This is a genomic window from Pedobacter sp. PF22-3 (genome assembly GCF_026239555.1).
In the GTDB taxonomy this organism is placed as follows: Bacteria; Bacteroidota; Bacteroidia; order Sphingobacteriales; family Sphingobacteriaceae; genus Pedobacter.
Window position 1 is genome coordinate 14765 of sequence record NZ_JAPIVP010000004.1, and the last position, 24470, is coordinate 39234.

The 24470-nt window shown below is 36.2% G+C and carries 26 protein-coding genes; 15 read left to right on the forward strand and 11 right to left on the reverse strand.

Annotated features, from left to right (window positions below):
- Positions 1 to 36: 36 nt before the first annotated feature.
- From OQX63_RS06565 to murA, 6 genes are all read left to right on the forward strand, one after another.
- On the forward strand, positions 37 to 1713 hold the full coding sequence (locus OQX63_RS06565) for a DNA polymerase/3'-5' exonuclease PolX (RefSeq protein WP_265850103.1): 1677 nt from the start codon (positions 37 to 39) through the stop codon (positions 1711 to 1713).
- A gap of 273 nt (positions 1714 to 1986) precedes the next feature.
- A complete protein-coding gene (locus OQX63_RS06570) occupies positions 1987 to 2589 on the forward strand; it encodes a DUF4254 domain-containing protein (protein ID WP_265850104.1) in 603 nt (200 codons plus the stop codon).
- Between the two features lie 34 nt (positions 2590 to 2623).
- Complete coding sequence (locus tag OQX63_RS06575; protein ID WP_265850106.1) at positions 2624 to 3655, forward strand: glycosyltransferase family 9 protein; 1032 nt, start codon at positions 2624 to 2626, stop codon at positions 3653 to 3655.
- Positions 3648 to 4145 carry a SixA phosphatase family protein gene (locus OQX63_RS06580; RefSeq protein ID WP_265850108.1) on the forward strand — a complete coding sequence of 166 codons (498 nt, stop codon included), beginning with the start codon at positions 3648 to 3650 and terminating at the stop codon, positions 4143 to 4145. The genes OQX63_RS06575 and OQX63_RS06580 overlap by 8 nt, the downstream gene beginning before the upstream one ends.
- 394 nt (positions 4146 to 4539) lie before the next feature.
- Entirely contained in the window at positions 4540 to 5229 is a 690-nt protein-coding gene (locus OQX63_RS06585) for a DUF4290 domain-containing protein (RefSeq protein ID WP_265850110.1), read from the forward strand.
- A gap of 93 nt (positions 5230 to 5322) precedes the next feature.
- Complete coding sequence (murA, locus tag OQX63_RS06590; protein ID WP_265850411.1) at positions 5323 to 6648, forward strand: UDP-N-acetylglucosamine 1-carboxyvinyltransferase; 1326 nt, start codon at positions 5323 to 5325, stop codon at positions 6646 to 6648.
- A 547-nt stretch (positions 6649 to 7195) separates the two neighbouring features.
- Here murA and OQX63_RS06595 read toward each other — a convergent pair.
- From OQX63_RS06595 to OQX63_RS06625, 7 genes are all read right to left on the reverse strand, one after another.
- Positions 7196 to 8557, reverse strand: coding sequence for a pyridoxal-phosphate dependent enzyme (locus OQX63_RS06595; RefSeq protein WP_265850111.1), 1362 nt, complete (start codon positions 8555 to 8557; stop codon positions 7196 to 7198).
- 250 nt (positions 8558 to 8807) lie between these two features.
- Positions 8808 to 9902, reverse strand: a complete 1095-nt coding sequence (gene dprA, locus OQX63_RS06600) for a DNA-processing protein DprA (protein WP_265850113.1) — start codon at positions 9900 to 9902, stop codon at positions 8808 to 8810.
- 51 nt (positions 9903 to 9953) lie between these two features.
- Positions 9954 to 10220 (reverse strand): hypothetical protein, encoded by a 267-nt coding sequence (locus tag OQX63_RS06605; RefSeq protein ID WP_193424894.1) that lies wholly within the window; start codon positions 10218 to 10220, stop codon positions 9954 to 9956.
- 148 nt (positions 10221 to 10368) lie between these two features.
- Positions 10369 to 11913: a S41 family peptidase gene (locus OQX63_RS06610; RefSeq protein ID WP_265850115.1), complete on the reverse strand. Its 1545-nt coding sequence runs from the start codon at positions 11911 to 11913 to the stop codon at positions 10369 to 10371.
- A 1-nt stretch (position 11914) separates the two neighbouring features.
- The gene (locus OQX63_RS06615) at positions 11915 to 12523 is read right to left on the reverse strand and encodes an HAD family hydrolase (RefSeq protein WP_265850116.1); all 609 of its coding nucleotides are present in this window, start codon (positions 12521 to 12523) and stop codon (positions 11915 to 11917) included.
- A gap of 1 nt (position 12524) precedes the next feature.
- The gene (locus OQX63_RS06620; protein WP_265850117.1) at positions 12525 to 13004 is read right to left on the reverse strand and encodes a hypothetical protein; all 480 of its coding nucleotides are present in this window, start codon (positions 13002 to 13004) and stop codon (positions 12525 to 12527) included.
- Between the two features lie 66 nt (positions 13005 to 13070).
- Complete coding sequence (locus tag OQX63_RS06625) at positions 13071 to 13721, reverse strand: ABC transporter ATP-binding protein (RefSeq protein WP_265850118.1); 651 nt, start codon at positions 13719 to 13721, stop codon at positions 13071 to 13073.
- 177 nt (positions 13722 to 13898) lie between these two features.
- Here OQX63_RS06625 and OQX63_RS06630 point away from each other — a divergent pair, with 177 nt between their 5' ends.
- The 7 genes from OQX63_RS06630 to sucC all read left to right on the forward strand — a co-directional run bounded on the left by OQX63_RS06630 (position 13899) and on the right by sucC (position 19603).
- Entirely contained in the window at positions 13899 to 14534 is a 636-nt protein-coding gene (locus tag OQX63_RS06630; RefSeq protein ID WP_265850119.1) for a hypothetical protein, read from the forward strand.
- Positions 14535 to 14536: 2 nt separating this feature from the next.
- Positions 14537 to 14833, forward strand: coding sequence for a winged helix-turn-helix domain-containing protein (locus tag OQX63_RS06635; RefSeq protein ID WP_265850120.1), 297 nt, complete (start codon positions 14537 to 14539; stop codon positions 14831 to 14833).
- 54 nt (positions 14834 to 14887) lie between these two features.
- Positions 14888 to 15193 carry a hypothetical protein gene (locus OQX63_RS06640; protein ID WP_265850121.1) on the forward strand — a complete coding sequence of 102 codons (306 nt, stop codon included), beginning with the start codon at positions 14888 to 14890 and terminating at the stop codon, positions 15191 to 15193.
- A gap of 12 nt (positions 15194 to 15205) precedes the next feature.
- Entirely contained in the window at positions 15206 to 16771 is a 1566-nt protein-coding gene (locus tag OQX63_RS06645) for a DUF4173 domain-containing protein (protein ID WP_265850122.1), read from the forward strand.
- Positions 16772 to 17016: 245 nt separating this feature from the next.
- Positions 17017 to 17328, forward strand: coding sequence for a hypothetical protein (locus tag OQX63_RS06650; protein ID WP_265850123.1), 312 nt, complete (start codon positions 17017 to 17019; stop codon positions 17326 to 17328).
- Positions 17329 to 17439: 111 nt separating this feature from the next.
- Complete coding sequence (locus tag OQX63_RS06655) at positions 17440 to 18138, forward strand: hypothetical protein (protein ID WP_265850124.1); 699 nt, start codon at positions 17440 to 17442, stop codon at positions 18136 to 18138.
- A 265-nt stretch (positions 18139 to 18403) separates the two neighbouring features.
- Positions 18404 to 19603, forward strand: coding sequence for an ADP-forming succinate--CoA ligase subunit beta (gene sucC / locus OQX63_RS06660; protein ID WP_090499796.1), 1200 nt, complete (start codon positions 18404 to 18406; stop codon positions 19601 to 19603).
- Between the two features lie 382 nt (positions 19604 to 19985).
- Here sucC and OQX63_RS06665 read toward each other — a convergent pair whose 3' ends face one another.
- Genes OQX63_RS06665 through OQX63_RS06680 form a run of 4 tightly spaced genes read right to left on the reverse strand, consistent with a single transcriptional unit; the run spans position 19986 to position 21848 of the window.
- Positions 19986 to 20555 carry a hypothetical protein gene (locus tag OQX63_RS06665; RefSeq protein ID WP_265850125.1) on the reverse strand — a complete coding sequence of 190 codons (570 nt, stop codon included), beginning with the start codon at positions 20553 to 20555 and terminating at the stop codon, positions 19986 to 19988.
- Between the two features lie 30 nt (positions 20556 to 20585).
- Complete coding sequence (locus OQX63_RS06670; RefSeq protein WP_121282765.1) at positions 20586 to 20792, reverse strand: helix-turn-helix domain-containing protein; 207 nt, start codon at positions 20790 to 20792, stop codon at positions 20586 to 20588.
- 4 nt (positions 20793 to 20796) lie between these two features.
- A complete protein-coding gene (locus OQX63_RS06675) occupies positions 20797 to 21288 on the reverse strand; it encodes a DUF2975 domain-containing protein (RefSeq protein ID WP_265850126.1) in 492 nt (163 codons plus the stop codon).
- A gap of 2 nt (positions 21289 to 21290) precedes the next feature.
- A complete protein-coding gene (locus tag OQX63_RS06680; RefSeq protein ID WP_265850127.1) occupies positions 21291 to 21848 on the reverse strand; it encodes a hypothetical protein in 558 nt (185 codons plus the stop codon).
- 455 nt (positions 21849 to 22303) lie between these two features.
- Between OQX63_RS06680 and OQX63_RS06685 the strand changes: the two genes are divergently transcribed.
- Both OQX63_RS06685 and OQX63_RS06690 read left to right on the forward strand, forming a co-directional pair.
- Positions 22304 to 23164 (forward strand): sigma-70 family RNA polymerase sigma factor, encoded by an 861-nt coding sequence (locus OQX63_RS06685; protein WP_010601359.1) that lies wholly within the window; start codon positions 22304 to 22306, stop codon positions 23162 to 23164.
- A 639-nt stretch (positions 23165 to 23803) separates the two neighbouring features.
- Positions 23804 to 24463 carry an ATP-binding cassette domain-containing protein gene (locus tag OQX63_RS06690; RefSeq protein ID WP_265850128.1) on the forward strand — a complete coding sequence of 220 codons (660 nt, stop codon included), beginning with the start codon at positions 23804 to 23806 and terminating at the stop codon, positions 24461 to 24463.
- Positions 24464 to 24470 lie beyond the last annotated feature (7 nt).

The window sequence follows — 24470 nt, forward strand, 5'->3', positions numbered from 1 at the left end:
TAAGATTTGAGGCATTATTTCCTAATTTTACCCCTTATGGAAAATAAGACCATCGCCCGCACCTTACGCCTCTTATCGCAGCTTATGGAACTGCACGAAGAAAACCCCTTCAAAATTAAATCGGTTGCAAATGCCTATTTTAAGGTGGATAAACTGCCTTTTGCTTTAAAAGACAAACCTCTGGATGAACTGGATAAAATTGATAGCATAGGTAAAGGACTGGCATCCAAAATCATAGAACTCCTCCAAACGGGAGAATTAAAAGAACTTAACGAAATTCTTGAAAAAACACCCGAAGGTGTGGTAGAAATGCTGGCTATAAAGGGCATCGGACCGAAAAAAATATTAATTATCTGGCGTACTTTAGGAATAGAAAGCATAGGCGAATTATATTATGCCTGCAACGAAAACCGCTTGATTGAGGCCAAAGGTTTTGGTTTAAAAACGCAGGAAGAGATTAAAAATGCCATTGAATTTAAATTGGCTGCCAATGGCAGATTTTTATATGCACAGGTAGAAGGTTTTGCTAAAACATTATTTATACAGCTTGCAGATTGGGCTGTAAAAATTGATAAAGGTGCGCTTTTAGGCTTCGCTGGTCAATACCGCCGCGCCTGTGAGATCATTGATGAACTTGAAATTGTGATCGGTACCGAACAAATTGGTACCCTTAAACAAAACTTACCTACTTTCGGTCCACTTTCGCTTATCGAAGCTGAAAACTCGTTTATCTGTACTACTGAGGCCGGCCTTAGGATCAAAATTTACGTTGTAGAAAAATCAGCTTTTTATTTAGAATGGTTTACATTATCCGGAAATAAAGAACACGTAGAGAAAGTATTAGCATTAGCAGGTGATGGACCTTTCGCAAATGAAGAAGAAATTTACAGCAAGGCTGGATTAGCTTTTATCGAACCTGAACTACGCGAAGATTTTAATGAAATAGAACTGGCCAAAGCAAATAAACTCCCAACGCTAATCCAATACGAAGATTTAAAGGGCAGCTTGCACAATCACTCTACCTGGAGCGATGGCGTACACACGCTAGAACAAATGGCCGTTTACTGTAAAGAAAATTTAAACCTGCAATATCTGGGGATTTGCGATCACTCTAAAACCGCAGTTTATGCCAAAGGATTAAACGAACAACGCGTTTTCGGCCAGCACCAGGAAATAGACGACCTCAATAAAAAACTCGCGCCTTTCAAAATTTTCAAAGGCATTGAGAGTGATATTTTAAGTGATGGCTCGCTCGATTATTCGGATGATATCCTAAAAACATTTGATTTTGTGGTAGCTTCTGTTCACAGCAATTTACGCATGGACGAAGCAAAAGCAACGGCACGTTTATTAAAAGCTATTGAAAATCCATACACCACCATTTTAGGCCACCCAACCGGCCGTTTATTGTTAAGCAGGGCTGGATATCCGATCGATTACAAAAAAATTATTGATGCCTGTGCGGCCAATAAAGTAGTGATTGAAATCAATGCCAATCCTTTACGTTTGGATTTGGACTGGCGCTGGCACCGTTATGCTTTGGAAAAAGGTGTTCTATTATCTGTGAACCCAGATGCCCACCGTACCGAAGGTTTCCACGATATGCATTATGGTATTTTAGTGGCACGCAAAGGTGGCCTAAGCGCCGATAAATGTTTAAATGCATTTACTTTGGAGGAGATAACGGCGTATTTTGATAGTAAGAGGGTTTAGGGTTTAGGGTTTAGGGTTTAGGGTTTAGGGTTTAGGGTTTAGGGTTTAGGGTTTAGGGTTTAGGGTTTAGGGTTTAGGGTTTAGGGTTTAGGGTTTAGGGTTTAGGGTTTAGGGTAAAACGGGAACTAAATGATCTTGTTTTAAATTTTGCAAAGAAAAGCCGGTGTAATCCCTAAATCTGTGCAATCAACCCACAAGGAAAAAATCAGTGCGACTCTAAAACCTATCTCAATTTGATATAAAAGAGATAGCCAAAAATAATATCTTTGCCACATGATCAGTAAAATTGCCAACCGCATATTTAATCAGGTTATTACAGACTACCATAAGTTTGATGATATTGACCATCCGGTTGAAAACCCATACGATGCTGAAAGTTTAGAGCATCTTTTTTATATCAAAAACTGGATTGATACTGCACAATGGCACATGGAAGATGTGGTGCGCAATCCTCAGATTGATCCTGTTGAAGGTTTAAGCTGGAAAAGACGCATTGATGCCCAAAATCAGGTACGTACCGATATGGTGGAGTTTATTGATGGCTATTTCCTAAACCTTTATCAGGAAATTACGGCTTTGCCAGACGCAAAAATCAATACCGAAAGTCCGGCATGGGCAATAGACAGACTTTCTATCCTGGCATTAAAAATTTACCATATGCAGGAAGAAGCCGAACGCGACAGTGCATCAGCCGAGCACCGCGCACAATGCCAAACCAAATTAAATATATTGTTATCTCAACGCGAAGATCTTTCAACCAGTATTGACGAGTTATTGGCAGATATTGAAGCAGGAAAAAAATACATGAAAGTATACAAGCAAATGAAAATGTACAATGATCCGAGTTTAAACCCGGTATTGTATAATAAAGCATAGGAAAGCAAAAAGACCAAAGCGGAAAGCGAAATTCATGTTAACAACCCAAAAAATCATCGTTTTACGTTTTTCGGCAATGGGCGATGTGGCCATGGTCGCATCTGTTTTACAAGAATTTTCAGAACAAAACCCAACGGCTGAGCTCATTATGGTCAGCCGGCAAGCTTTTAAGCCATTTTTTGACCATATTCCCAATCTGATCTTTCATCCTATTCAGCCAAAAACCCTTCACAAAGGCATAAATGGATTATATAAACTTTATCAGGAACTCCGCAGCTACAAACCAAGTGCTATAGCCGATTTACATGATAATTTAAGAAGCAGGGCAATTTCTACTTTTTTTCGTTTAACCGGCATAAAAATTAGACGGATTAATAAGGGAAGGGCTGAGAAAAAAGCATTAACCCGTGCCATTAATAAGGTATTTAAGCCGCTTAGAAAAACCGTTGAGCGTTATGCTGATGTTTTCCGCGAATTAGGTTTCAGCGTTAAACTCAGTCACCAAATTAGTAAATCAGCACAAGCGCTACCTAAAAAAGCCCAGGCTTTATTTAGTGATCAAACCACAAAAAAAATCGGCATATCTCCTTTTGCACAGCATATTTATAAAGTATATGCATTAGAAAAAATGGAAGCCGTTATAGCCTCATTAAGCCGATTGGGTTATGAGCTTTTTATATTTGGTGGTGGCGAAAAGGAACAGCACATGGCCGAAAACTGGGCTAAAAAATACCAAAATACCAACAATTTAATAGGAAACTTTAATTTAACGGAAGAGCTTGACATTATTTCAAACTTAGATTTAATGTTAAGTATGGACTCATCAGGCATGCATATGGCATCACTTGTTGGTATACCTGTCGTATCTATCTGGGGGCCAACACACCCTTACGCTGGCTTTTTGGGGTATGGGCAACAGGAAAGTGATTGCATACAGATTGATCATCCAGCCAGGCCAAATTCTATTTATGGAAACAAACCCTGCCTTTGCGGTGTTGAAAACTGTATAGATTTAATTGAGCCCGAAACCATAGTTAAAAAAATTAAAGAGAAACTAAATGGCTAAAAAACTACTTCTCGTCCGCCATGGCAAATCGGATTGGGGAAATATAAATTTAAGCGATTTCGACCGCCCGCTGAACAAACGTGGAAAAGAAAATGCGCCAGAAATGGCCGAAAGATTGATTAATCGCGGTTTCAAAATCGATCTGATGGTGAGCAGCCCCGCAAAAAGAGCCAAATCTACTGCCAAATATTTTGCAGAAGCCTATCATATAGACCATATCCAGTTCGACGAATCTGTTTATGAGGCTAATACAACCGCTTTACTTAAAGTGGTTAATAACCTGAATAATGGTGCAGATCATATCATAATGTTTGGTCATAATCCTGGTTTTACCGATTTTGCGAATGAGTTGTGCGATGCCGACATTTACAACATCCCAACAGCAGGCATGGTGTTAATTTCTTTTCCTTTTGATTCGTGGCAGATGGTTAGCAAAGGAACGGGAGAATTGGTGTTTTTTGATTACCCTAAGAATAGTGATGAAGTTTAAGGCTTTTTACCATTAAGGGATTGAGATTATTAAGTTTAATTTATAGTTGGCGCTAGAAAGGTTCTTCGCGACAGGCACAACCCACAGTTAAATAAACCCGGTAGTAGCGGCAGCTCCCGATCCTTCATCGGAACTATAGCGAATAACGGGACTGAAGAAGCCAAGAACTACTGACAAACATTTCCAAAAAATATTACATCGATTTAAAATATCACAAATCCGATACGTATATCACAATTTAGATAAGCTTATCACAAATCAAATAATTTTATTATCTTTGAACATATAAAACGAAAATCTGGCAATAGACATTTCGGTGAATTCATAACCTAAACTCCTCTGGTTATTTCATAATTCGTATCGCCAGAAAATTTATCCATTAATTTATCTGTACATGAATTTTGACTATAATACTACGCGTAGCCATTTAATTTTATCTGAATATGGTCGCAACGTACAAAACATGGTGAAGTATATCTGCGAATTACCCACCATCGAAGAACGTAATAAATATGCCCAGGCGGTAATAGACCTGATGGGATTTTTGCAACCACATTTGCGTGATGTTGCCGATTTTAAGCATAAACTTTGGGATCACCTGCACATTATTTCTGGCTACCAGATTGATGTTGATAGCCCATACCCAAAGCCATTAATCGAAAATGCTTACATTAAACCAGCACCCCTAGCCTATCCTCAACAAAGAATTACCTACAAACACTATGGTAAAACGGTTGAAAATCTGATCGAAAAAGCCATGCGTGAAGAAAATGCCGAAATTAAGAAGGCAATGGTTCAGAGCATCGCAAATTTTATGAAAATGGCTTATGTTACCTGGAATAAGGATAACGTGAGTGATGATACCATTATTAAAGATCTAAAATACCTTTCTGGCGGATTGTTATCACTTGATGAAGGTGTTAACCTGGCAAAGGTAGAATTTAGAGCACCAAATCCTCGTCAAAGCAATAACAACAATAACCGGGGAAGAAACAATAATAACAACAACAACGGAAAAAACCGTCAAAACAATAATAATAATAATAATCGTCAACGCAATAATAACAATAAACCTAAATATTAATAACCATGCGTCATTCTGAACTTGATTCAGAATCTTCATAACAGATGCTGAAATAAATTCAGCATGACGAACCGGTTAGCAAAAGAAAAATATATGAACGCATTTGAAATAACTGGCGGAATTAAATTAAAAGGCGAAATTACCCCTCAGGGAGCCAAAAATGAGGCTTTACAGATTTTATCAGCTGTATTGCTTACTGAAAAAAAAGTAACCATCAGTAATATTCCTGACATTAAAGATGTAAACAAACTGATTGAACTACTTGGGGATTTAGGTGTTATTGTTGAGCGCATTAATAAAGATACCTATACCTTCGAAGCCAAAAACATCGATTTAAATTTCTTTGAATCGGATACTTTTAAAGCTAAAGGTGGTGGTTTGCGTGGTTCAATCATGATTGTAGGCCCATTGCTGGCCCGTTTTGGCAAAGCAGCAATCCCGAAACCGGGTGGTGATAAAATTGGTCGCAGAAGGTTAGATACCCACTTTATCGGTTTCGAGAAACTGGGTGCAAAATTTGTTTACGATAGCAAAAAAGCTTTCTTTAATGTGGATGCCACCGATTTACAAGGCGCTTACATTTTATTAGATGAAGCATCGGTAACCGGAACGGCAAACATTGTTATGGCCGCTGTTTTGGCTAAAGGTACCACTACCATATACAATGCCGCCTGCGAACCTTATTTACAACAACTTTGCAAAATGCTGAACCGCATGGGCGCAAAAATTTCGGGCATTGGTTCTAATTTATTAACCATTGAAGGTGTAAAAGTTTTAGGCGGAACCGAGCATAGAATGTTACCGGATATGATCGAAATTGGTTCTTTTATTGGTATGGCTGCGATGACAGAATCAGAAATTACCATAAAAGATGTTTGTTACGATGAACTTGGCGTAATACCGGAGGTTTTTAAAAAACTGGGAATCAAACTAGAACGCCGTGGCGATGATATTTATGTACCATCGCAAAAACACTACGAAATCGATACTTTTATTGATGGTTCTATTTTAACCATTGCCGATTCACCATGGCCAGGTTTTACGCCTGACTTATTGAGTATTGTGTTGGTTGTAGCTACACAAGCAAAAGGAAACGTGCTCATCCACCAGAAAATGTTCGAGAGCCGCCTATTCTTCGTGGATAAACTGATCGATATGGGCGCGCAGATTATTCTTTGCGATCCACACCGTGCTACAGTTAATGGTATTGATAAAAAATATAAACTTCGCGGGATCAGCATGACTTCTCCGGATATCAGGGCTGGAGTATCTTTGTTAATTGCAGCTTTATCTGCAGAAGGTAAATCGACTATTTACAACATTGAACAAATTGAGCGTGGTTACCAGGATATCGACACCCGTTTGCGTGCTTTAGGTGCACAGATCAAACGTGTAAATGCTGATGCGCCTAGTCACTAATAAGGTGGAAGGCAGAAGATTTAAGGCTTAAGGTAAAAACGAAAATAGCATAACGAAAAACGCCCCGGTAAAAATTTACCAGGGCGTTTTCTATGGTTACCTTATAAGGAGAATCGTCATGCTGAATTTATTTCAGCATCTATTATTCTTAACATTAAGACCCTGAAATAAATTCAGGGTGACGAACATGAGATTACTCCATCATTCTCGCTAGTGGCATTTGCAATCCCGTTTTTTAAGTAATGACGAAGAATTTCAATTTTAAGATCCTGAAACAAGTTCTGGAGAACGATCGCAGGAATTAATCTAATTCCATCTCACATCATTCATCTTACATTCTTAACCTGATATTGCGTTAATAATATCGTATTGGGTAATAATCTCAATCTTTCCTGTTTCATCTTCAACCAATACAGTTGAATTTTCTTCATTAATTAACTCAATTTTTAATCGAAATCGTCATGCTGAATTCATTTCAGCATCTATCTTGTCGTAAGACCCTGAAATAAATTCAGGGTGACGACCTCAGAATGCTCTATCTTATTTCTTAACCTGATATCGCGTTAATAATATCGTATTGTGTAATAATTTCGATCTTACCGGTTTCATCTTCAACCAATACAGCTGAATTTTCTTTATTAATTAACGACGAAATTTTATCAATAGAAGTATTCAGATCTACAAATGGAAAAGTAGCCGTCATAATTTCAGAAATCGGAGCCGATTTCAATCCCGGATTTTCCAATAAAGCACTTAAAATATCACTTTCAGCAATTTTACCCACAATCATACCCTGCTGTGTTACCGGAATTTGAGAAATATTCATCGATTTAATGGTATTGATGGCTTCCAGTACAGATTTTTGTGTATCAAGGGTAACAATCTCTGTGCTTTCTTTCTTAGACAAAATTGATTTTGCGGTTAGTTTTTCGTCCTGTAAAAATCCGCGTTCACGCAACCAATCTTCATTATACATTTTGCCCATGTAACGGCTGCCATGATCGTGAAAAATAACCACAACCACATCTTCTGGCTTCAGTTTATCTTTTAACTGAATTAATCCACCAATGGCAGCACCAGCAGAGTTACCCACAAAAATACCCTCTTTGCGCGCAATATCACGGGTCATTAAGGCAGCATCTTTATCGGTAACTTTTTCGAATAAATCGATTACATCAAAATTTACATTTGCAGGAAGGAAATCTTCCCCGATACCTTCGGTGATGTAAGGATAAATTTCATCCTTATCAAAAATGCCGGTTTCCTTGTACTTTTTAAAAACCGAACCATAAGTATCAATTCCCCAAATTTGAATGTTCGGATTTTTTTCTTTCAGATATTTCCCTGTTCCGGAAATGGTTCCTCCAGTACCTACCCCAACCACTAAATGTGTAATTTTACCTTCCGTTTGTGCCCATATTTCCGGACCAGTTTGCTCATAATGAGCCTGCGAGTTGGCTAAATTATCATATTGATTAGGTTTCCAGGAATTTGGAACTTCGCGTTCTAAACGCGAAGAAACAGAATAATAGGAACGGGGATCTTCAGGCTCAACATTTGTAGGACAAACAATTACCTCGGCACCAAAGGCACGTAAAGCGTCCACCTTCTCCTTAGATTGTTTATCAGTGGTGGTAAAAATACATTTATAACCTTTAATAATGGCTGCCATAGCAAGGCCCATTCCGGTATTTCCTGATGTTCCTTCGATAATGGTTCCGCCTGGCTTTAGCTTACCGCTTTTCTCGGCATCTTCAATCATTTTAACCGCCATACGGTCTTTAATTGAATTACCTGGATTAGTAGTCTCTATTTTTGCCAGAATTGTTCCCGGAACTCCTTTTGTTATCGTATTTAATTTAACCAAAGGCGTATTGCCGATGGTTTCTAAAATATTATTGTACCACATACTACAAAATTATGAAAAGGCATTAAGTATTTTACGAACTATATTTTATTCGAAACATAATTTTGAAAATCAAAATTTAAAAGAATTTAATTACATAATCTACAACTATGATAGGCATTATAGATTGATTATTGGGCAAAATGTTATTTCTATTGTCGGTCTTTTATACGGCTGAAGTATGCTGAGATGGAAAATATAACTTTTATGATCCGAATTTCTAGAAGAATGCTTTCAGGTTCCATTTGCGGATTTAAGCCAATTTATAAATCTTCCCTGGCAATGAAACAATAATGCCCTGCATCTCTAATGTCAGGATTACAATGGCCAGTTTACTTTGCTGAATATTCAATTGAAGCGAAAGTTCATCTATAGAAAGCTGACCGTTTTTTAAGGCATCAATAACCCGCTGCTCGTTAGGCGTAAGATTTAGCTGCAACGTGGTTTGCGGCATATTTTGTTTAACCTTTATTTCAGCATCCCAGCCCAGGTAATAAATCAAGTCGTTAGCATTATTAATTAATCCTGCCCTATTGGTCTTAATCAGGAAGTTACATCCTTCAGAAAAAACATCATTCGTTCTACCCGGAAAAGCATATACATCTTTATTATAAGAATTAGCTATTTCTGCAGTAATTAAGGCACCTCCTTTTATTGATGCTTCCACTACCACCGTAGCATCTGCAATGCCCGCAATAATCCGGTTTCTTTGCGGAAAATTGGGCCGGTCGGGATTGGTCAGGATTGGAAACTCGGTGAGCAGGCCACCATTCAAAACCATTTTCTGCGCAACCGTTTTATGAATTTTTGGATACATCCGGTCTAAGCCATGACCAAGTACCCCAACTGTAGGGATCTGATTGGCCAGGCATTCTTTATGGGTAGTTACATCAATGCCATAAGCCAGGCCACTAACAATCAAAACATTGAATGGCGCTAAAACTTCGCATAATTCTTTACAAAGGTTTTTTCCATAACTTGTGGCATTGCGGGTTCCAACAATACTGATAATACGCTGCTGGTTAAAATCAACTGTCCCTTTTGCATAAAGCAGTATAGGCGAATCGATACAATTCTTTAATCTTTTGGGATATTTCTCATCTGAAAAGAATAATACTTCTATCCCATGTTTTTCAATAAAATCCAATTCTTGCCTGGCTCTTGCCAGCGCATCGGTACCCCGAATGGCTTCGATTGTTTTTTCTCCAACGCCCGGAATCTGCAAAAGCTGCTTTTTATTTGCCGAAAAAATATTTTCGGCACTTCCGCAGTAGGCAAGAAGGTTTTTGGCCGTTACCGGACCAATAGACTTAATAAAAGTTAAGGCAATTTTGTGTAGCGTGCTCATAATTTAATAAGGTTAAATAAATGCGGGATGATTTATTTCCTTAAAGCAAGCTTAAAAATCGATATCTATTAAACTTTTTAATGGAATATGAATATTGTTTTTTAGCTGTATATATTTCTCTGTTACTGACCAAACAGTTGTATCGACACGTTTTGGGCCGATGGTGGTATTAAAAGTAATAACGGCTTTTGATTTAAATTCATTACCTAATCTTTGTGCTTCATCAAGTTTGGTCTGCAATTCATGAGAATGATCTTCCTTCGCATTGATGATATTTAAATAACTAATGTGTTCCTTTTCTACGATTTCTATTGGCATGGGTCTCTTTAACGATTAATGTTAAACAAGCTTATCAAATTTTTTAAAAAAAAGCAATACCTATTTACTCAAAATTTGCAATAAATACATAAAAAAAGGCCAGATTTGAAATACAAAACTGGCCCTTTTGATAAAGAAAACTGATCAATTATTTAAACCTGAGTTTTCTGGTTTCAACCATTCCTTTAAATTCATGATCCATTTTACCAGACAGATCTCCAACCTGGGCTTTAGATAGTGGTGAGGTACTGCTGATGGTATTATTATCTTTCAATACAGATGAGAAACTTCCATTGGCCGAATAGTATAAGGCCTGTGATAATAGTTTTTCTGTAGGATCACCAAAATCTTTGGTTACATCATCAAAAATATCCTTATCAACAGCCATTCCATCAAAGTAACCACCTTGATTTAATTGATTTCTGGTTTCAAACTGTGGAATATAGAGGTCACTTTTATCTATATGGATAGCAAAAAAGCCAACTGGTTTACCATAAGTTTTTTTCCCTATCAATTTAACATTCATTATAGGTTTTAAATTATTAATCAACAATTCGCTTGCAGATGCAGTACCGCTGGTTACAATAAAATAAACCCTGGTTAAACCATTAAGCGAACCACGTTTAGCAAAAACCTCCTGGTTATTTGCAGCTATGGTTGGAACATATGGATAATCGAAATACGAGTACAAACGGGTAACACCATCGCTGCCTTTAGCATAAAACTTCTGATTTTGAAGAATGGTTGCTTTATTGTCTTGCATGGTTTGTGTCCAGTAAGTGGTATACATTACTTTACCGTTTTGTGCCGAAGGCGCAATGAGGTTGGCAAAAGCTTCGGATGTTTGTACAGATCCGCCACCATTATATCTTAAATCTACAATCAGCTCGGTAATACCATCCGTAGTAAATTGATTGAAAGCCTGATCTAACAAGGTCGCAGAATTTGTGGTAAAAGTGTTAAAAACAATGTATCCAACTTTTTTAGCACCAACGGTATAAGTTTTACTAAACAATATCGGATTAACATTATATTCAGCCTTAGTTACCGTGATATCCTGAGTAGTCTGATCAGGTTTTAAAACTGTTAATGCAACCGTTGTGCTGGAGCCAAAAATGGCATTTACCACATAATTAATACTGGCATCACTCGTATTAATATCTGAACTGCCATTAATTTTTGTAATTTGATATCCTCTTTTTAATCCCTGAGCGGCCGCGGGTGAAGCACCATAAACATATTTAATTCTTAAATCGTTATCTCCTGCAAAAAATACGGAGAACCCAAAATCACCATTCACCCCCCCTAACTGACCAGCAACAGAACCATCATCTATAAAAGAATATTTAGCAGACGTTGACCGTTCTTTATATTCATAAGGTTTGTTTGTTTGTGGATTAATTGCAATCTGAGACATGGCATACAGCAACTTATCATTAGATGAAAAACTTCTTGGATTAAATGCATCGTAAGTTGGTAAACTTTTATTCCAGTAATAAGTTTGCTTGGCGTACAGAAAGATAGAGTCTTTAGTGAGTAATGCGCGATCGTTGGTGGGTGTTTGCAAAAGATTCGATTCACCATCAGTATTGCTATCAGGATTATTACTTGATTTTTTACATGATGCTGTAAACCCAAGCACAATGATCAAAGCACATAGAAATGTGTTTTGCGAAATAAATTTTCTAAGCATATTATTTGTAAATTTCTAATGATACAATATACTGCAAATTAATTGATTTGGATTGTTGCTCATCAAATTTATTTGCACCAACAACTAATGCCTGGTTAACTGACAAATTGTTGTCGCTTAAGATGTTCTGAAAGACTTCTGCTTTAGCCTGTCCCAATTCATCAGCAAAATATACTGTAAGATATTGCTCCAGGCCATTCCATTCTGTTTGCTTAATTTTATTAAGTTGTTGCTCTGGAATGCCAGCTGTTACAATTACAATTTTTTTACGGTCTACCACAAGTTCCTGCATAAATTCGAGCATATTTTTATAAAGCAAAAGCTTTAAGGGCAAACGGGCATTTTGATGCAGGAGGTTGAAATTATACTCATACTTGGTATCGATACCAAACTGGTTCGCTGTTTTTTCAAAAAGCTTCTCTGCACCATTATTCTCGTACTCATTACGCATAAACTCCAGAATGGGCTGTGCGCTTTTTTGCTCAGTGTACTCTATAAATTGGGCAAACAGATAATAAACCTGGAGTAAATAATCTTTCTCTGGAAATAAAACATCATCCAGCTCAAAAATTACCAGCTGTTTATCTTTAACGTATTGACTGGCATCCATATTAAATCGTAAAAAGTTTTAGGTCATCATCGGCAACGTTGTACCCGAATACACCGTTTAATTTTTCATCAGTTCTGACAAAAATTTCTTTTCCACTCGCAAATACACATTCGCCTGCCACAAAAACAGCAAAATTCTGATAAGTATTTTGTTCCTTAGGCAGATATTTGGCCATTAAACTGGCATCAGGTAATAAAACCTGGATACCATATTCGCCAAAAAGCACAGCCGATTTAGCGATTGGCTCTACTTCATATTGGTGCAGCGGGATAATACAATCTATCCCCTCTGTAATACTAAAATTTAATAAAATATGAGCTATGCTATCTTTGTTAAGCGGCCCCAGCGATGAAAAGGCATAATTTTCAGTAATTATCCCCGGTACATCACCATAATCGGCCAGTAGCACAAAATGGCTGGGAAACGCTTTCATCAGCTTTAAAGCTTTTGCATTATTACCGCCTGTAATGAGTATTTTCAAAATTTAATGATTGAAATGAATAAATTAGTGAATGATGTAATATTGAATGAAAGAATGGCCATAATTTTATACAATCAAACCATCTTTCATACTTACTACCCTGTCACTCGTTTTAGCCAGGTGTTCGTTATGCGTTACAATTACAAAAGTTTGGGCGAAATTATCACGTAAACTCACAAACAACTGGTGCAGGCCGGCTGCATTTTCAGAATCCAAATTCCCCGAGGGTTCATCAGCCAATATAATTGAAGGGCTATTGATCAATGCCCTGGCGATAGATACCCGTTGCTGTTCACCACCAGATAACTGGTTGGGCTTATGTTGTGCCCTGTCTTTAAGTCCGAACAGATCTAATAGTTCAAGCGCCCTGTTCTCAGCCTGCTTTTTATTGGTCTTGGCAATAAATGCAGGGATACAGATATTCTCGATGGCACTAAATTCTGGCAATAAATGATGGAATTGAAATACAAAACCTATATTCTGATTCCTGAAAGTACTCAATAAGTCGCCATGCAACTTATTCATAACAGTACCTTTTAATTCTACAGTTCCTTCATCAGGCTTATCCAATGTGCCCAAAATATGTAACAAAGTACTTTTACCTGCACCAGATGGTCCAATAATACTCACAATCTCCCCTTTTTGCACCTCAAAATTTACACCTTTTAAAATTTGCAGATTTCCGTACGATTTTCTTATTCCAGTGGCTTTTAGCATGGTTCAAATTTAGCAAAAAAGCGGAAAGACTAAAGGGGAAAGACTAAAAACCAAAGACCAAAGGGGAAAGATTAAATACCAAAGCGGACAGACCGTTTAATTATCTTAAAGAAAAAACAAAAAAGATTTGTGGATATCATTTTTCTATTTAACTTTGAAAAACAAAGCACTTTTAAAATGAACACGCCGGAAGAACAATTAAATACCTTAAAAGATATCAGGAATATGATGGATAGGTCATCAAGATTTATTTCTTTGAGTGGCTTGTCTGGTATTTTTGCAGGTGCGATTGCCTTAATTGGTGCTTATTTTGCAAATGATGAAATTAATAAATTCATCAGTAAAAGGGGTTATGGCTATGGCGTAGATGGTGAAATGGACCTGGAATTTAACCTGATCAAACTGGGCATCTTTGTTTTAGTGATTGCCCTAGCTGGCGGTGTCTTATTTACTTATAGAAAAAGTCAGAAAAACAATCTTCCAATTTGGGATAAAACCTCTAAATCACTTTTAATTAACTTATTTATTCCTTTGTTTGCCGGAGGATTATTTATTATTGCTTTATTAATTAACCACCCAAATACCTATAGTATTATTGCGCCCAGCTGCCTGATTTTTTATGGTTTAGCACTTATCAACGCCAGTAAATTTACCTATAGTGATATCCGCTATTTAGGCATTTGCGAAGTAATATTAGGCTTGATCTGTATGTTTTACGTAGGTTACGGATTAATTTTCTGGGCTTTTGGCTTCGGCATACTACACATTGTTTATGGTCTTTTAATGTATTTTAAATATGAGAGAGGTCAGTAAGGATGAAAAACCCGATAGCAGATTTAAATAAAATATTCGATAGCCGGATCAGGTTGGGCGTCATGTCTATCCTGGTGGTAAATAACGAAATTGGCTTTAACGACTTAAAACAAATGCTCGAATTAACTGATGGCAATTTGGCCTCACATTTAAACACATTAGAGCAGGCTGATTTTATTAAAGTACACAAAGGTTTTATCGGTAGAAAAACCAGTACCACCTATTCTATTACGGCGTTGGGCAAGCAAGCCTTTAAATCACATTTGGATGCACTTGAAAAAATGATCAGGAAGCTGTAAACTATTTTTTTTGATCAATTACTTTGAAATACAAAGCACTTTTAAAAAACAAAAATGGAAGAAATACCAGAACCTCAAATGAGTTATGTAGGCAAAAAAATCGCATACTATTCTGCGATTATTGGCACGCTAATATTTCTAACCTACTTAATATCAAACTCTTTTTTTCTAATAATTGCAGGTGCTGTTTTTACGCTGAGTGCAGCAATTGTTAATATCATTGTAATTGCATTAATCATAGTAGAACTTATCAGTTACCAAAATCACTGGAGAAGAGCCTTAATTACCATCATCAGTATGCTGTTAAATATTCCCTTAGTGTTGCTCTACATCTTCGCCCTAAGCTATTTCCATTTATAAACCTTAACAAAAATGAAAATGAAATCCAACTTTTTAATCCTCTCTACCCTATTGGGTGGTCTGCTGTTTACTTTTCTCTTTTGGGAAGAAAGACTTGCACTCAATCTGCTTATTTACAGTATATACCTGTTAGCAACCACCTTTATTAATCCGGATGTGGTTAAAAGTTTCAAATTGAAAATTTACGGTTCGGCACACCTGCTGGCAGCAGTACTTGTGGTGATTAACAACTCCGATTTATCCCTTGTAACATATTACATCAGCTTACTGTTATTTATTGGTTTTGGTCATCAACAACAAATTAGAACCATTTTCACTGCTTTTTTAGCAGCCATTCTACAGATGGTCACAGTGCCGTTTAATGCGATTAAACAACTAAGCCAAATCAGTATAGGCAAGGTAAGCCTTAAGCCATTTTTTACTTTGATTAAATACCTCTTCATCCCCCTTATCATTGTAATCTTGTTTTCATGCCTTTATGCAGCAGCAAGTAATGTTTTTGCACACTATGCAGGAACCATCTTAACCAACATTGGCGACTTTTTAGATTACTTACTGCACTTCTTTTTTAAAGACTTGAGCTTTGAGCGAATCATGCATGTATGCTTGGGACTGTTTTTAACAGGAGGTTTATTGCTTGCATTTTTTGATAAAAGTCTCGAAAAAGCAGAACTGAAGTGCAAAGAACAATTAGTACGGATTAGAAGACGTATCGGACAGAAAACGGTATGGTACAACATAGTAGAAACCTTTACAGGCAACCTGTTAACCCGGAAAATGGCATTAAAAACAGAGTACATTGTAGGCATCATTTCTTTCGCCGCACTTAACCTGTTATTGCTGATGTTAAATGCCATCGATATTACCACACTTTGGTTTGGCTACGAACCTTCAGGCAATTTTTCTGGAGAACTGCACCAAGGTACAAATTCATTGATTTTTAGCATTGTAATGGCGATGGCAGTAATCCTTTACTATTTTAGGGGGAATTTGAACTTTTACCACAAAAGTAAAACGTTAAGGACATTGGCCTATTTCTGGATGATTCAGAATTTCATCCTGATCATATCAGTATTCATCCGTGATGGTTATTACATCGAATTTCATGGTTTAACACATAAAAGGATTGGCGTGTTGGTATTTGCCATCCTTTGCATTATTGGTTTGGCAACGGTTTATATTAAAGTAGCCAAACAGAAAACCATATTCTATCTTTTCAAAGTGAATGGAAATATCTGGTTTGCACTCCTTTTGACCTTTACCCTTATCAATTGGGATGTTTTAATTGTAAAATACAACCTCAATCACGTTGATGCTGTTTCTATTGACCCTTACTACCTCACTTCTCTATCAGAAAAGACACTACCTATTTTAGATAAAAACCGGTCAAAAATACACCCTTCAACCAATAACAATTCGGAAATCGCCAAGGTATACCAGCCAGAAGAAGCTTTAATGAGAAAATTGGATCAACGGATCGATTATTTTAGAGAACGTTATAACCAGGAAAGCTGGTTATCATGGAATTTACAGGATTGGAATACGGCAGAATATTTTGGGGTTAACAGAAAAGATTAGAAATTCAACATTTGTTTACACCAATGATCCAAACGAAATTAAACGCATAAAAGATCACATGGGGTCAACAGTAAAAGGAAATAATTATAAAATAGAAAAGAACAGGTACCGCTTAAATTACCAAAAGACATCACAATAATTAACCGCTCCACTTCACCAACTTCAGTTGGAACTTTTCCCCTTGATGCAAATAGCATCGGGGGAAAATTAAAATTAATTAATCGTATATAAAACCTTTTAAAATCATGAAAAATCTACAGTCAACATTTAGCTCGCCAGCAACACGGATTGCAATTATACTTGGTGTTGCAGCAATAATTTTAAGCATTCCGCTGATCGCCATGCAATTTACTACTGAAGTAAAATGGAATTTAACCGATTTTATGGTCGCTGGCGCCCTATTATGCAGCACTGGCCTGGCCATTGAACTCGTTATCAGAAACCTAAAAACCGGCACATTAAGAACCATAATTTTAGTGGTTATTTTATTGGCTTTATTCCTCATCTGGGCGGAATTAGCGGTTGGTATCTTCGGAACTCCCTTTGCGGGAAACTAAGATTATGATGTAACTATAGTTTTATCATTCTGCTATATTATGTGACCTGGCAGGCAAAATTACCCAACACCTTTATTTTTGTTTAAATTACATTCATCAAAATCAACGACAATGAAAAAAATAATCACAATAACGCTATTAAGCCTAATCATATTTGCTTCAGCCTGTACCGAAGATATTAAAACCATCTCTACAGATGAAACCAGTAGCACACAAATAAAGAGTCAGCCGAAAGTCCAATATAGTTCTCCTATCATTATTAATAAAACAGATATCCTTCTATACCCACTAAAATTAAACGATAATGATGACAGCGACAGTTATAAAAGGGAAGTGAGTGCTAATTATTGGAACCTCATTTTTTACAACATTATTTCAGGTAAAAGTGAATTGTTAACAAAAGAAAAGATCATCATTAATACCTTCAGCATTGGCAATTCAGAAAACAGGCCAAATAGTCAGGCAACCCTATCTGATCAGTTTATCTACTACGATATTACTGATTCGGACTATGATGGTGATAAAAAACTAACGGCCAATGATATTAAGAAGCTTTATATCTCTAACCTGGAAGGAAAGTCCTTTACCAGAATATCGCCGAACAATTATAACCTGAGAACCTGGAAAATAGATGATAAGCATGATTCCATATTAATGGATTTGGTAAAGGACTCGAATGGCGATAAAGAATTTAGCAATATGGATGAAGTTGAATATTTTGTTTATAATTTAAAAACAGGAACTCTAAAAGCCGTTTTTGATCAGAAATTTAAGGATGACATTAAAAATTTAGCTAAAAAAGTGCTGTAGAGCTACTATAAAGCAAACTTTGATTTTAAATGATAAAAAGTGCAAACAAGGTTTATAATAAATGATTAGCCCTACTCATCACACTCTTTTTCCCGATTAACATAAAACGTTCATTTTCTGAAAAAATCGGCAAATGCTATTTGTTTAAAGGGTTTGAAATTGTAGCTTTGGGCAAATTTTGTAGCAAATGAACCCGCTGCTGTTAAAATGATTATTTTAACGACAAAAGGCTCCATCTGACAGATAAAGACAAAAATATAAACAGATGAATATTCACGAATACCAGGGTAAACAAATATTAAAAAGTTTCGGTGTTAACGTTCAAGAAGGAATAGTTGCCGACACTCCTGAGCAAGCTGTTGAGGCTGCTAAGCAACTGAAAACTGATTATAATTCTGACTGGGTTGTAATTAAAGCGCAGATCCACGCTGGTGGTCGTGGTAAAGGTGGTGGTGTTAAATTGGCCAAAAACCTTGACGAGGTTAAACAACGTGCTACCGATATCATCGGCATGCAATTGGTAACCCCTCAAACCGGACCAGAAGGTAAGAAAGTGAACAAGATTTTAGTAGCTCAGGATGTATACTATCCAGGTGCTTCTGAAACAAAAGAATTTTACATCTCTGTATTGTTAGATCGTGCAAAAGGCCGTAATATCATCATGTACAGTACCGAAGGCGGTATGGATATCGAAGAAGTTGCTGAGCACACCCCACACTTAATCTTTAAAGAAGAAATCGACCCTAAAGTTGGCTTACAAGGCTTCCAGGCCCGTAAAATTGCCTTTAATTTAGGAGTTAGCGGTAATGCTTTCAAAGAAATGGTAAAATTCGTTACTGCCTTATATAAAGCTTACGAAGCAACCGATTCTTCAATGTTCGAAATCAACCCGGTATTAAAAACCTCTGATGATAAAGTAATTGCGGTAGATGCTAAAGTGAACCTTGATGAGAACGGTTTATTCCGTCACCCTGATTATGCTGCAATGCGCGATGTTACCGAAGAAGATCCAATGGAAGTTGAAGCAAGTGCCTCTAACCTGAACTTCGTTAACCTTGATGGTAACGTAGGTTGTATGGTTAACGGTGCCGGTTTAGCAATGGCTACCATGGATATCATTAAATTAGCTGGTGGTGAGCCTGCTAACTTCCTTGACGTAGGTGGAACTGCAAATGCACAAACCGTTAAAGCCGCTTTTAACATCATTTTAAAAGATCCTAACGTTAAAGCCATCCTAATCAACATTTTTGGTGGTATTGTACGTTGCGACCGTGTTGCGCAAGGTGTTATCGATGCATACAAAGAAATCGGAAATATCCCTGTGCCAATTATCTGCCGTTTACAAGGTACAAATGCCGAAGAAGCAAAAAAATTAATTGATGAGTCTGGCTTACAGGTTTACTCAGCAATCGCTTTAAAAGAAGCAGCTGATTTAGTAACTAAGGTTTTGGCTGAACAAGCGTAATTTTTAAGACTAAAGGTTAAAGACCAAAGCTTAAAGCAATATCATATTTCAAAACCTTTCAGTGAAAACTGGAAGGTTTTTTTATTTCCCTCTTTTAGAGGGGTGTCTGCAGGACGGGGTGTTCCTTAAACTATCATTGTCAGAAAACCCGATAGATCTAAATCTAATGGCAATTAGCTTAAATGTACTAAAGATGCCTTAGGTGGTCATTTTTTTTTGGAAATGTAAGTTCCTTTGTTAATAGCAGACGACAGTCCTGCTATCTCTTCAAGTCCTCGCTGCGCTCCGGGCTTTCCGTTCTATCAGGTTTAATAAGAAAGGTTTGTGGTTCTTGGTCTGATCAAACCTCGCAGGTATTTATCGCCTGTTCAATTCTAAAATATCACCTTGAACCCGGATCAATATCTTTCTTTAGTGAAGACACGATTACAATCGTCATACTTATTTGATAAAAGAATATTATACTCCAAAAATTCTCAATAGCATCATGGGTATTACCCTTAAATAATAAAGTTAAAGAGCCAATAGAAATTAAACTCAAGAGCACTGTTAATAAAATCTGAACCATACCAATTCTAATCCCTTTAAACGTAAACTTCATAACTATTACAACAAATGAAATCGCACAAAAACAACCAAGCCAAGCGGCTAAGAACTTAAAAAAAGGATTTTTATCATAAAAATCTTGTAATTGGGCATGCGGTAAATAAAAAGGCACAGTAGCCCCAAAATAAAGCATGTAGAATAAAAACGTAATCAGAAGAAAATTGTAATCATACTTTCTATATTTCCCATTGGAAAGCGAAATTGCTACACTAAAAACCAAAGGAGAAGCCAACATGAAAGCTCCTCTCAAACATGCAAATAATACAGTTCCAATTGTTGAAATGAACAAGAATGAGAAGGTGTCCTTTTTTCGCTTTGTTGTAAGAAATTTATCGATTAAAAACATAAAATATTATATATCATCAATCATTTTTACTTACTCCCCTCTAAATTCAAGGATATCTCCAGGCTGGCAATCCAAAACCGCACAAATAGACTCCAACGTCTCCAAACGGATTGCTTTCGCCTTACCTGTTTTTAATATCGATAAATTAGACATCGTAATCCCTACCCGCTCACTCAATTCGGTAAGCGACATTTTGCGACGGGCCAACATTACATCTAAATTTATAATTATGGGCATGGGCTTATATGGTTAAATCGTTTTCTTGTTGCAACTCAATTCCCTTTCTAAATACAAATGCTATTGTTAAAAGAGTTAAACCAAAAATCAATAGCCAGATCTGAAAATCAACATTTTCAATTATCCTGAATACTATATCCTGTTGATTATTTGATTGATTTGCATAAACCAAAGCATTGTTAATAAACAGCAGGAATGGAATCATAGTACAATACCATCCCATACGCGTAAGCCGCCCTGTATTTTCGGTACTGAAAACATTGCCTATCTCTATCGAATTAATAAAACGATAGAGATAAACCAATACCCTTGAGCCAAAGAACATAATGATCAATATAAATAAACCCTCTACCATACCCAACAGACCGCCTTTCCCAGCGCCTGTATATCCTTCTTCAAAGCTCTTGGATGCATCTTTAAGCGAAAACAATATTACGATTAAAAGTGTTACCAAATAACCCATTTTAATTAACCTAATTTGATTCTGCGTTTTCATAATTATATCGTTAAATCGTTTTCTTGTTGAATTTCTATTCCTCTGTTTACAACCTGTACGATTATAAAAAGCACAACAGCCATAAAGAACCACACATCAGCCCCATCCATATTTAACGATTGGAGATTAGCGGCCATACCACCTTTTTCTGTGAACCAAACGGTAAATTTATAGCCCAAATGAGTAAATAAACCTATCCCAAGAGCTAAAAAAACCTGTATCAGAATAAAATGCCTCAATTCTATACTGAATGGTTGAGAAATACTGAGTTTTTTATCGGCAAACAATTTCACAATTAGATAGAACATGATTGCTTTTAGCACAGCAACAATAATTATAACGAGTGAAATGACCAGAAAACACCCTTGATCAAATTTGTATACACCTGACAGATAATCTGCTCCATCCCAAAAATTCCACACACCCTCTGGGTTTATAAACGTTGTAATAATTGTATTAACAAGTACCCCGCCTGCTTCGACACACAAGCCTATAAAAATTATCCAGGAAAGTATCTGTAATACTTTCAAAATCTGATTGGTTGTTATTTTAATTTCCATAATACATACCAGTTTAAAATGTAATGCCTGAGATTTTAATTTACTGTTTAAATATTTAAGCCGCTTTATTGTTTTGATTTTTATACATACAACCTGACAAAAACTACATGATCAAAAACACCTAATAATATTGGCTTTTGTTATTTGCTTTAAATAGTTGAAAAATTAAGAACCGTCATATTTATTCAATCATTTATAGTGCAAACATAAAAAATTTATTATTACAAATCAAAATATATTTATTGAATTACAATAAATAATAATCGATATACAACTATAACTCAATATATTGACCAAAACATGTCAAAAACTTTATTGGAATGATTTTTGTTATAAGTAAAAGTGTAAAAAACATGTGCAAACGGTAACATTTTCAGCATTTTATCCTTTCGAATTGCCGTACAATTTCGTAACTTTGCACACTTCAATAATTAAAGAGCACACAAAACGTATAAATGAGACAACTCAAGATAACGCAATCCATAACCAACCGTGAAAGTCAGTCGTTAGATAAATACCTACACGAAATTGGTAAAGTAGATTTAATAACAGCAGAAGAGGAAGTAATTTTAGCAAGGAAGATTCGTGAGGGCGATCAGGCTGCATTAGAGCGCTTAACCAAAACCAACTTACGTTTCGTTGTGTCTGTTGCAAAACAATATCAAAATCAGGGTTTAACTTTAGGAGACTTAATCAATGAGGGTAACTTAGGTTTAATTAAAGCGGCAAAACGTTTTGATGAAACTAAAGGTTTCAAGTTCATTTCTTATGCAGTTTGGTGGATTCGTCAATCTATTTTGCAGGCGATTGCCGAGCAAAGCCGTATTGTTCGTTTGCCTTTAAACCAGGTAGGTTCGTTAAGTAAAATTAGCAAAGCTTTTTCTAAGCTAGAGCAAGAATATGAACGTGAGCCTTCTCCGGAAGAATTAGCAGATATTTTAGAGACAACTGTAGATAAAATCTCTGATACATTAAGTAACTCCGGCCGTCACGTATCAATGGATGCCCCTTTCGTTCAAGGTGAAGAAAATACATTATTGGATGTATTGGAAAACCATGAGCCGAACACAGATAGTTCATTGATCAACGAATCATTGTCAGAAGAAATTAAACGTTCTTTATCTACGCTAACTGAAAGAGAAAGAGAAATTATTGTTTTATTCTTCGGATTAGGTTCTAACCACCCCCTTTCGCTAGAGGAGATTGGTGAAAAATTTAATTTAACACGTGAGCGTGTTCGCCAGATTAAAGATAAAGCATTACAACGCTTACGTCATACTTCAAGAAGCAAAATCTTAAAATCTTATTTAGGATAAGAGATTAGATTTATACCAATATTAAAAGATCGGCTAAGGCTGGTCTTTTTTGTTTATTAGTAGATTTCTCCGCTACGGTCGAAATAACGATCACACCCTACCAACCTAATTGCGATTACACTAATATAAATAGTTAATTTTTAGGTATTTATAAAGAGTAATCGTTTCAGCATCTTTTCTAAAAAATAGACCCTGAAATAAATTCAGGGTGACGACCAGATAATAAAAAACTTTATAAAACATCTTCAGAAAAAATTATTAATCGAACTCAGGTGCGATCATTTTTTGTTCATGTACAACTAAATTTATCGTTATGATTTTATACCTTTAAATCATGTCGGTTGGTTTACTCAAAAAATCCTTAACTATATACAAACCCATTTTTTTATGGAATATATCGGTTAGCTTACTTACATCTGTATTTTTCATTTTAAATGGCTTTAAGGAGCCAGGGGTTTACACCTTTGCGCTATTCATCAAATTTATCGGCTGGTTATTTTCTGTAGGCATCTACTTTATGTTTTATCAATCCACTGCATTTTATTTCAAAAATCAGGGCATAGGATTTAGAAAAATCATGACAAACCTGGTTTTATATGATTTAATAGTTTTTACCGGAATTTTAATTGTATCATCAACATGCAGGAACTTTCTATCGACAGTGTTAACCAATCTTTTGCAGACCGGGACGTATTAAGCAGCGTTTACTTAAACTGTAAAATTGGCGAAGTAGTTGGTTTATTGGGCAGAAATGGATCGGGTAAATCAACCTTATTAAAAATTATTTTTGGGAGTGTAAAAGCGAATTTCAAATACCTTAATATAAATAATAAAGTATATGAAAAAGGTTACCTATCTAAGAATCTGTCCTATTTGCCTCAAGATAATTTTATCCCTGGTAAGATCACTGTTTTGCAGGCCATTAATACCTTTTGCAAAAAGCAGCAAGCTGAATTACAGCAATTTGAATTTGTAAAAAATTATTTAAATGCTAAATTTTATAACCTATCTGGTGGAGAACGCAGGTTTATAGAATGTTTATTGATGATTTATAGCGACGCGCAATATATACTTCTTGATGAGCCATTCTCGCAATTATCGCCTTTATGGATAGAAGAAATAAAAAGTCATATAAACCTGGCGAAGGCCTATAAAGGCTTTATTATCACCGATCATTTCTATAAATCAATCTTGGACGTGTCTGATCGTATTGTACTCTTGCACAATAGATGCAACTATACCATTAACAATGAGGACGATCTGGTATTACATGGCTATTTATCAGGATTTACGGCTTAAATAATTC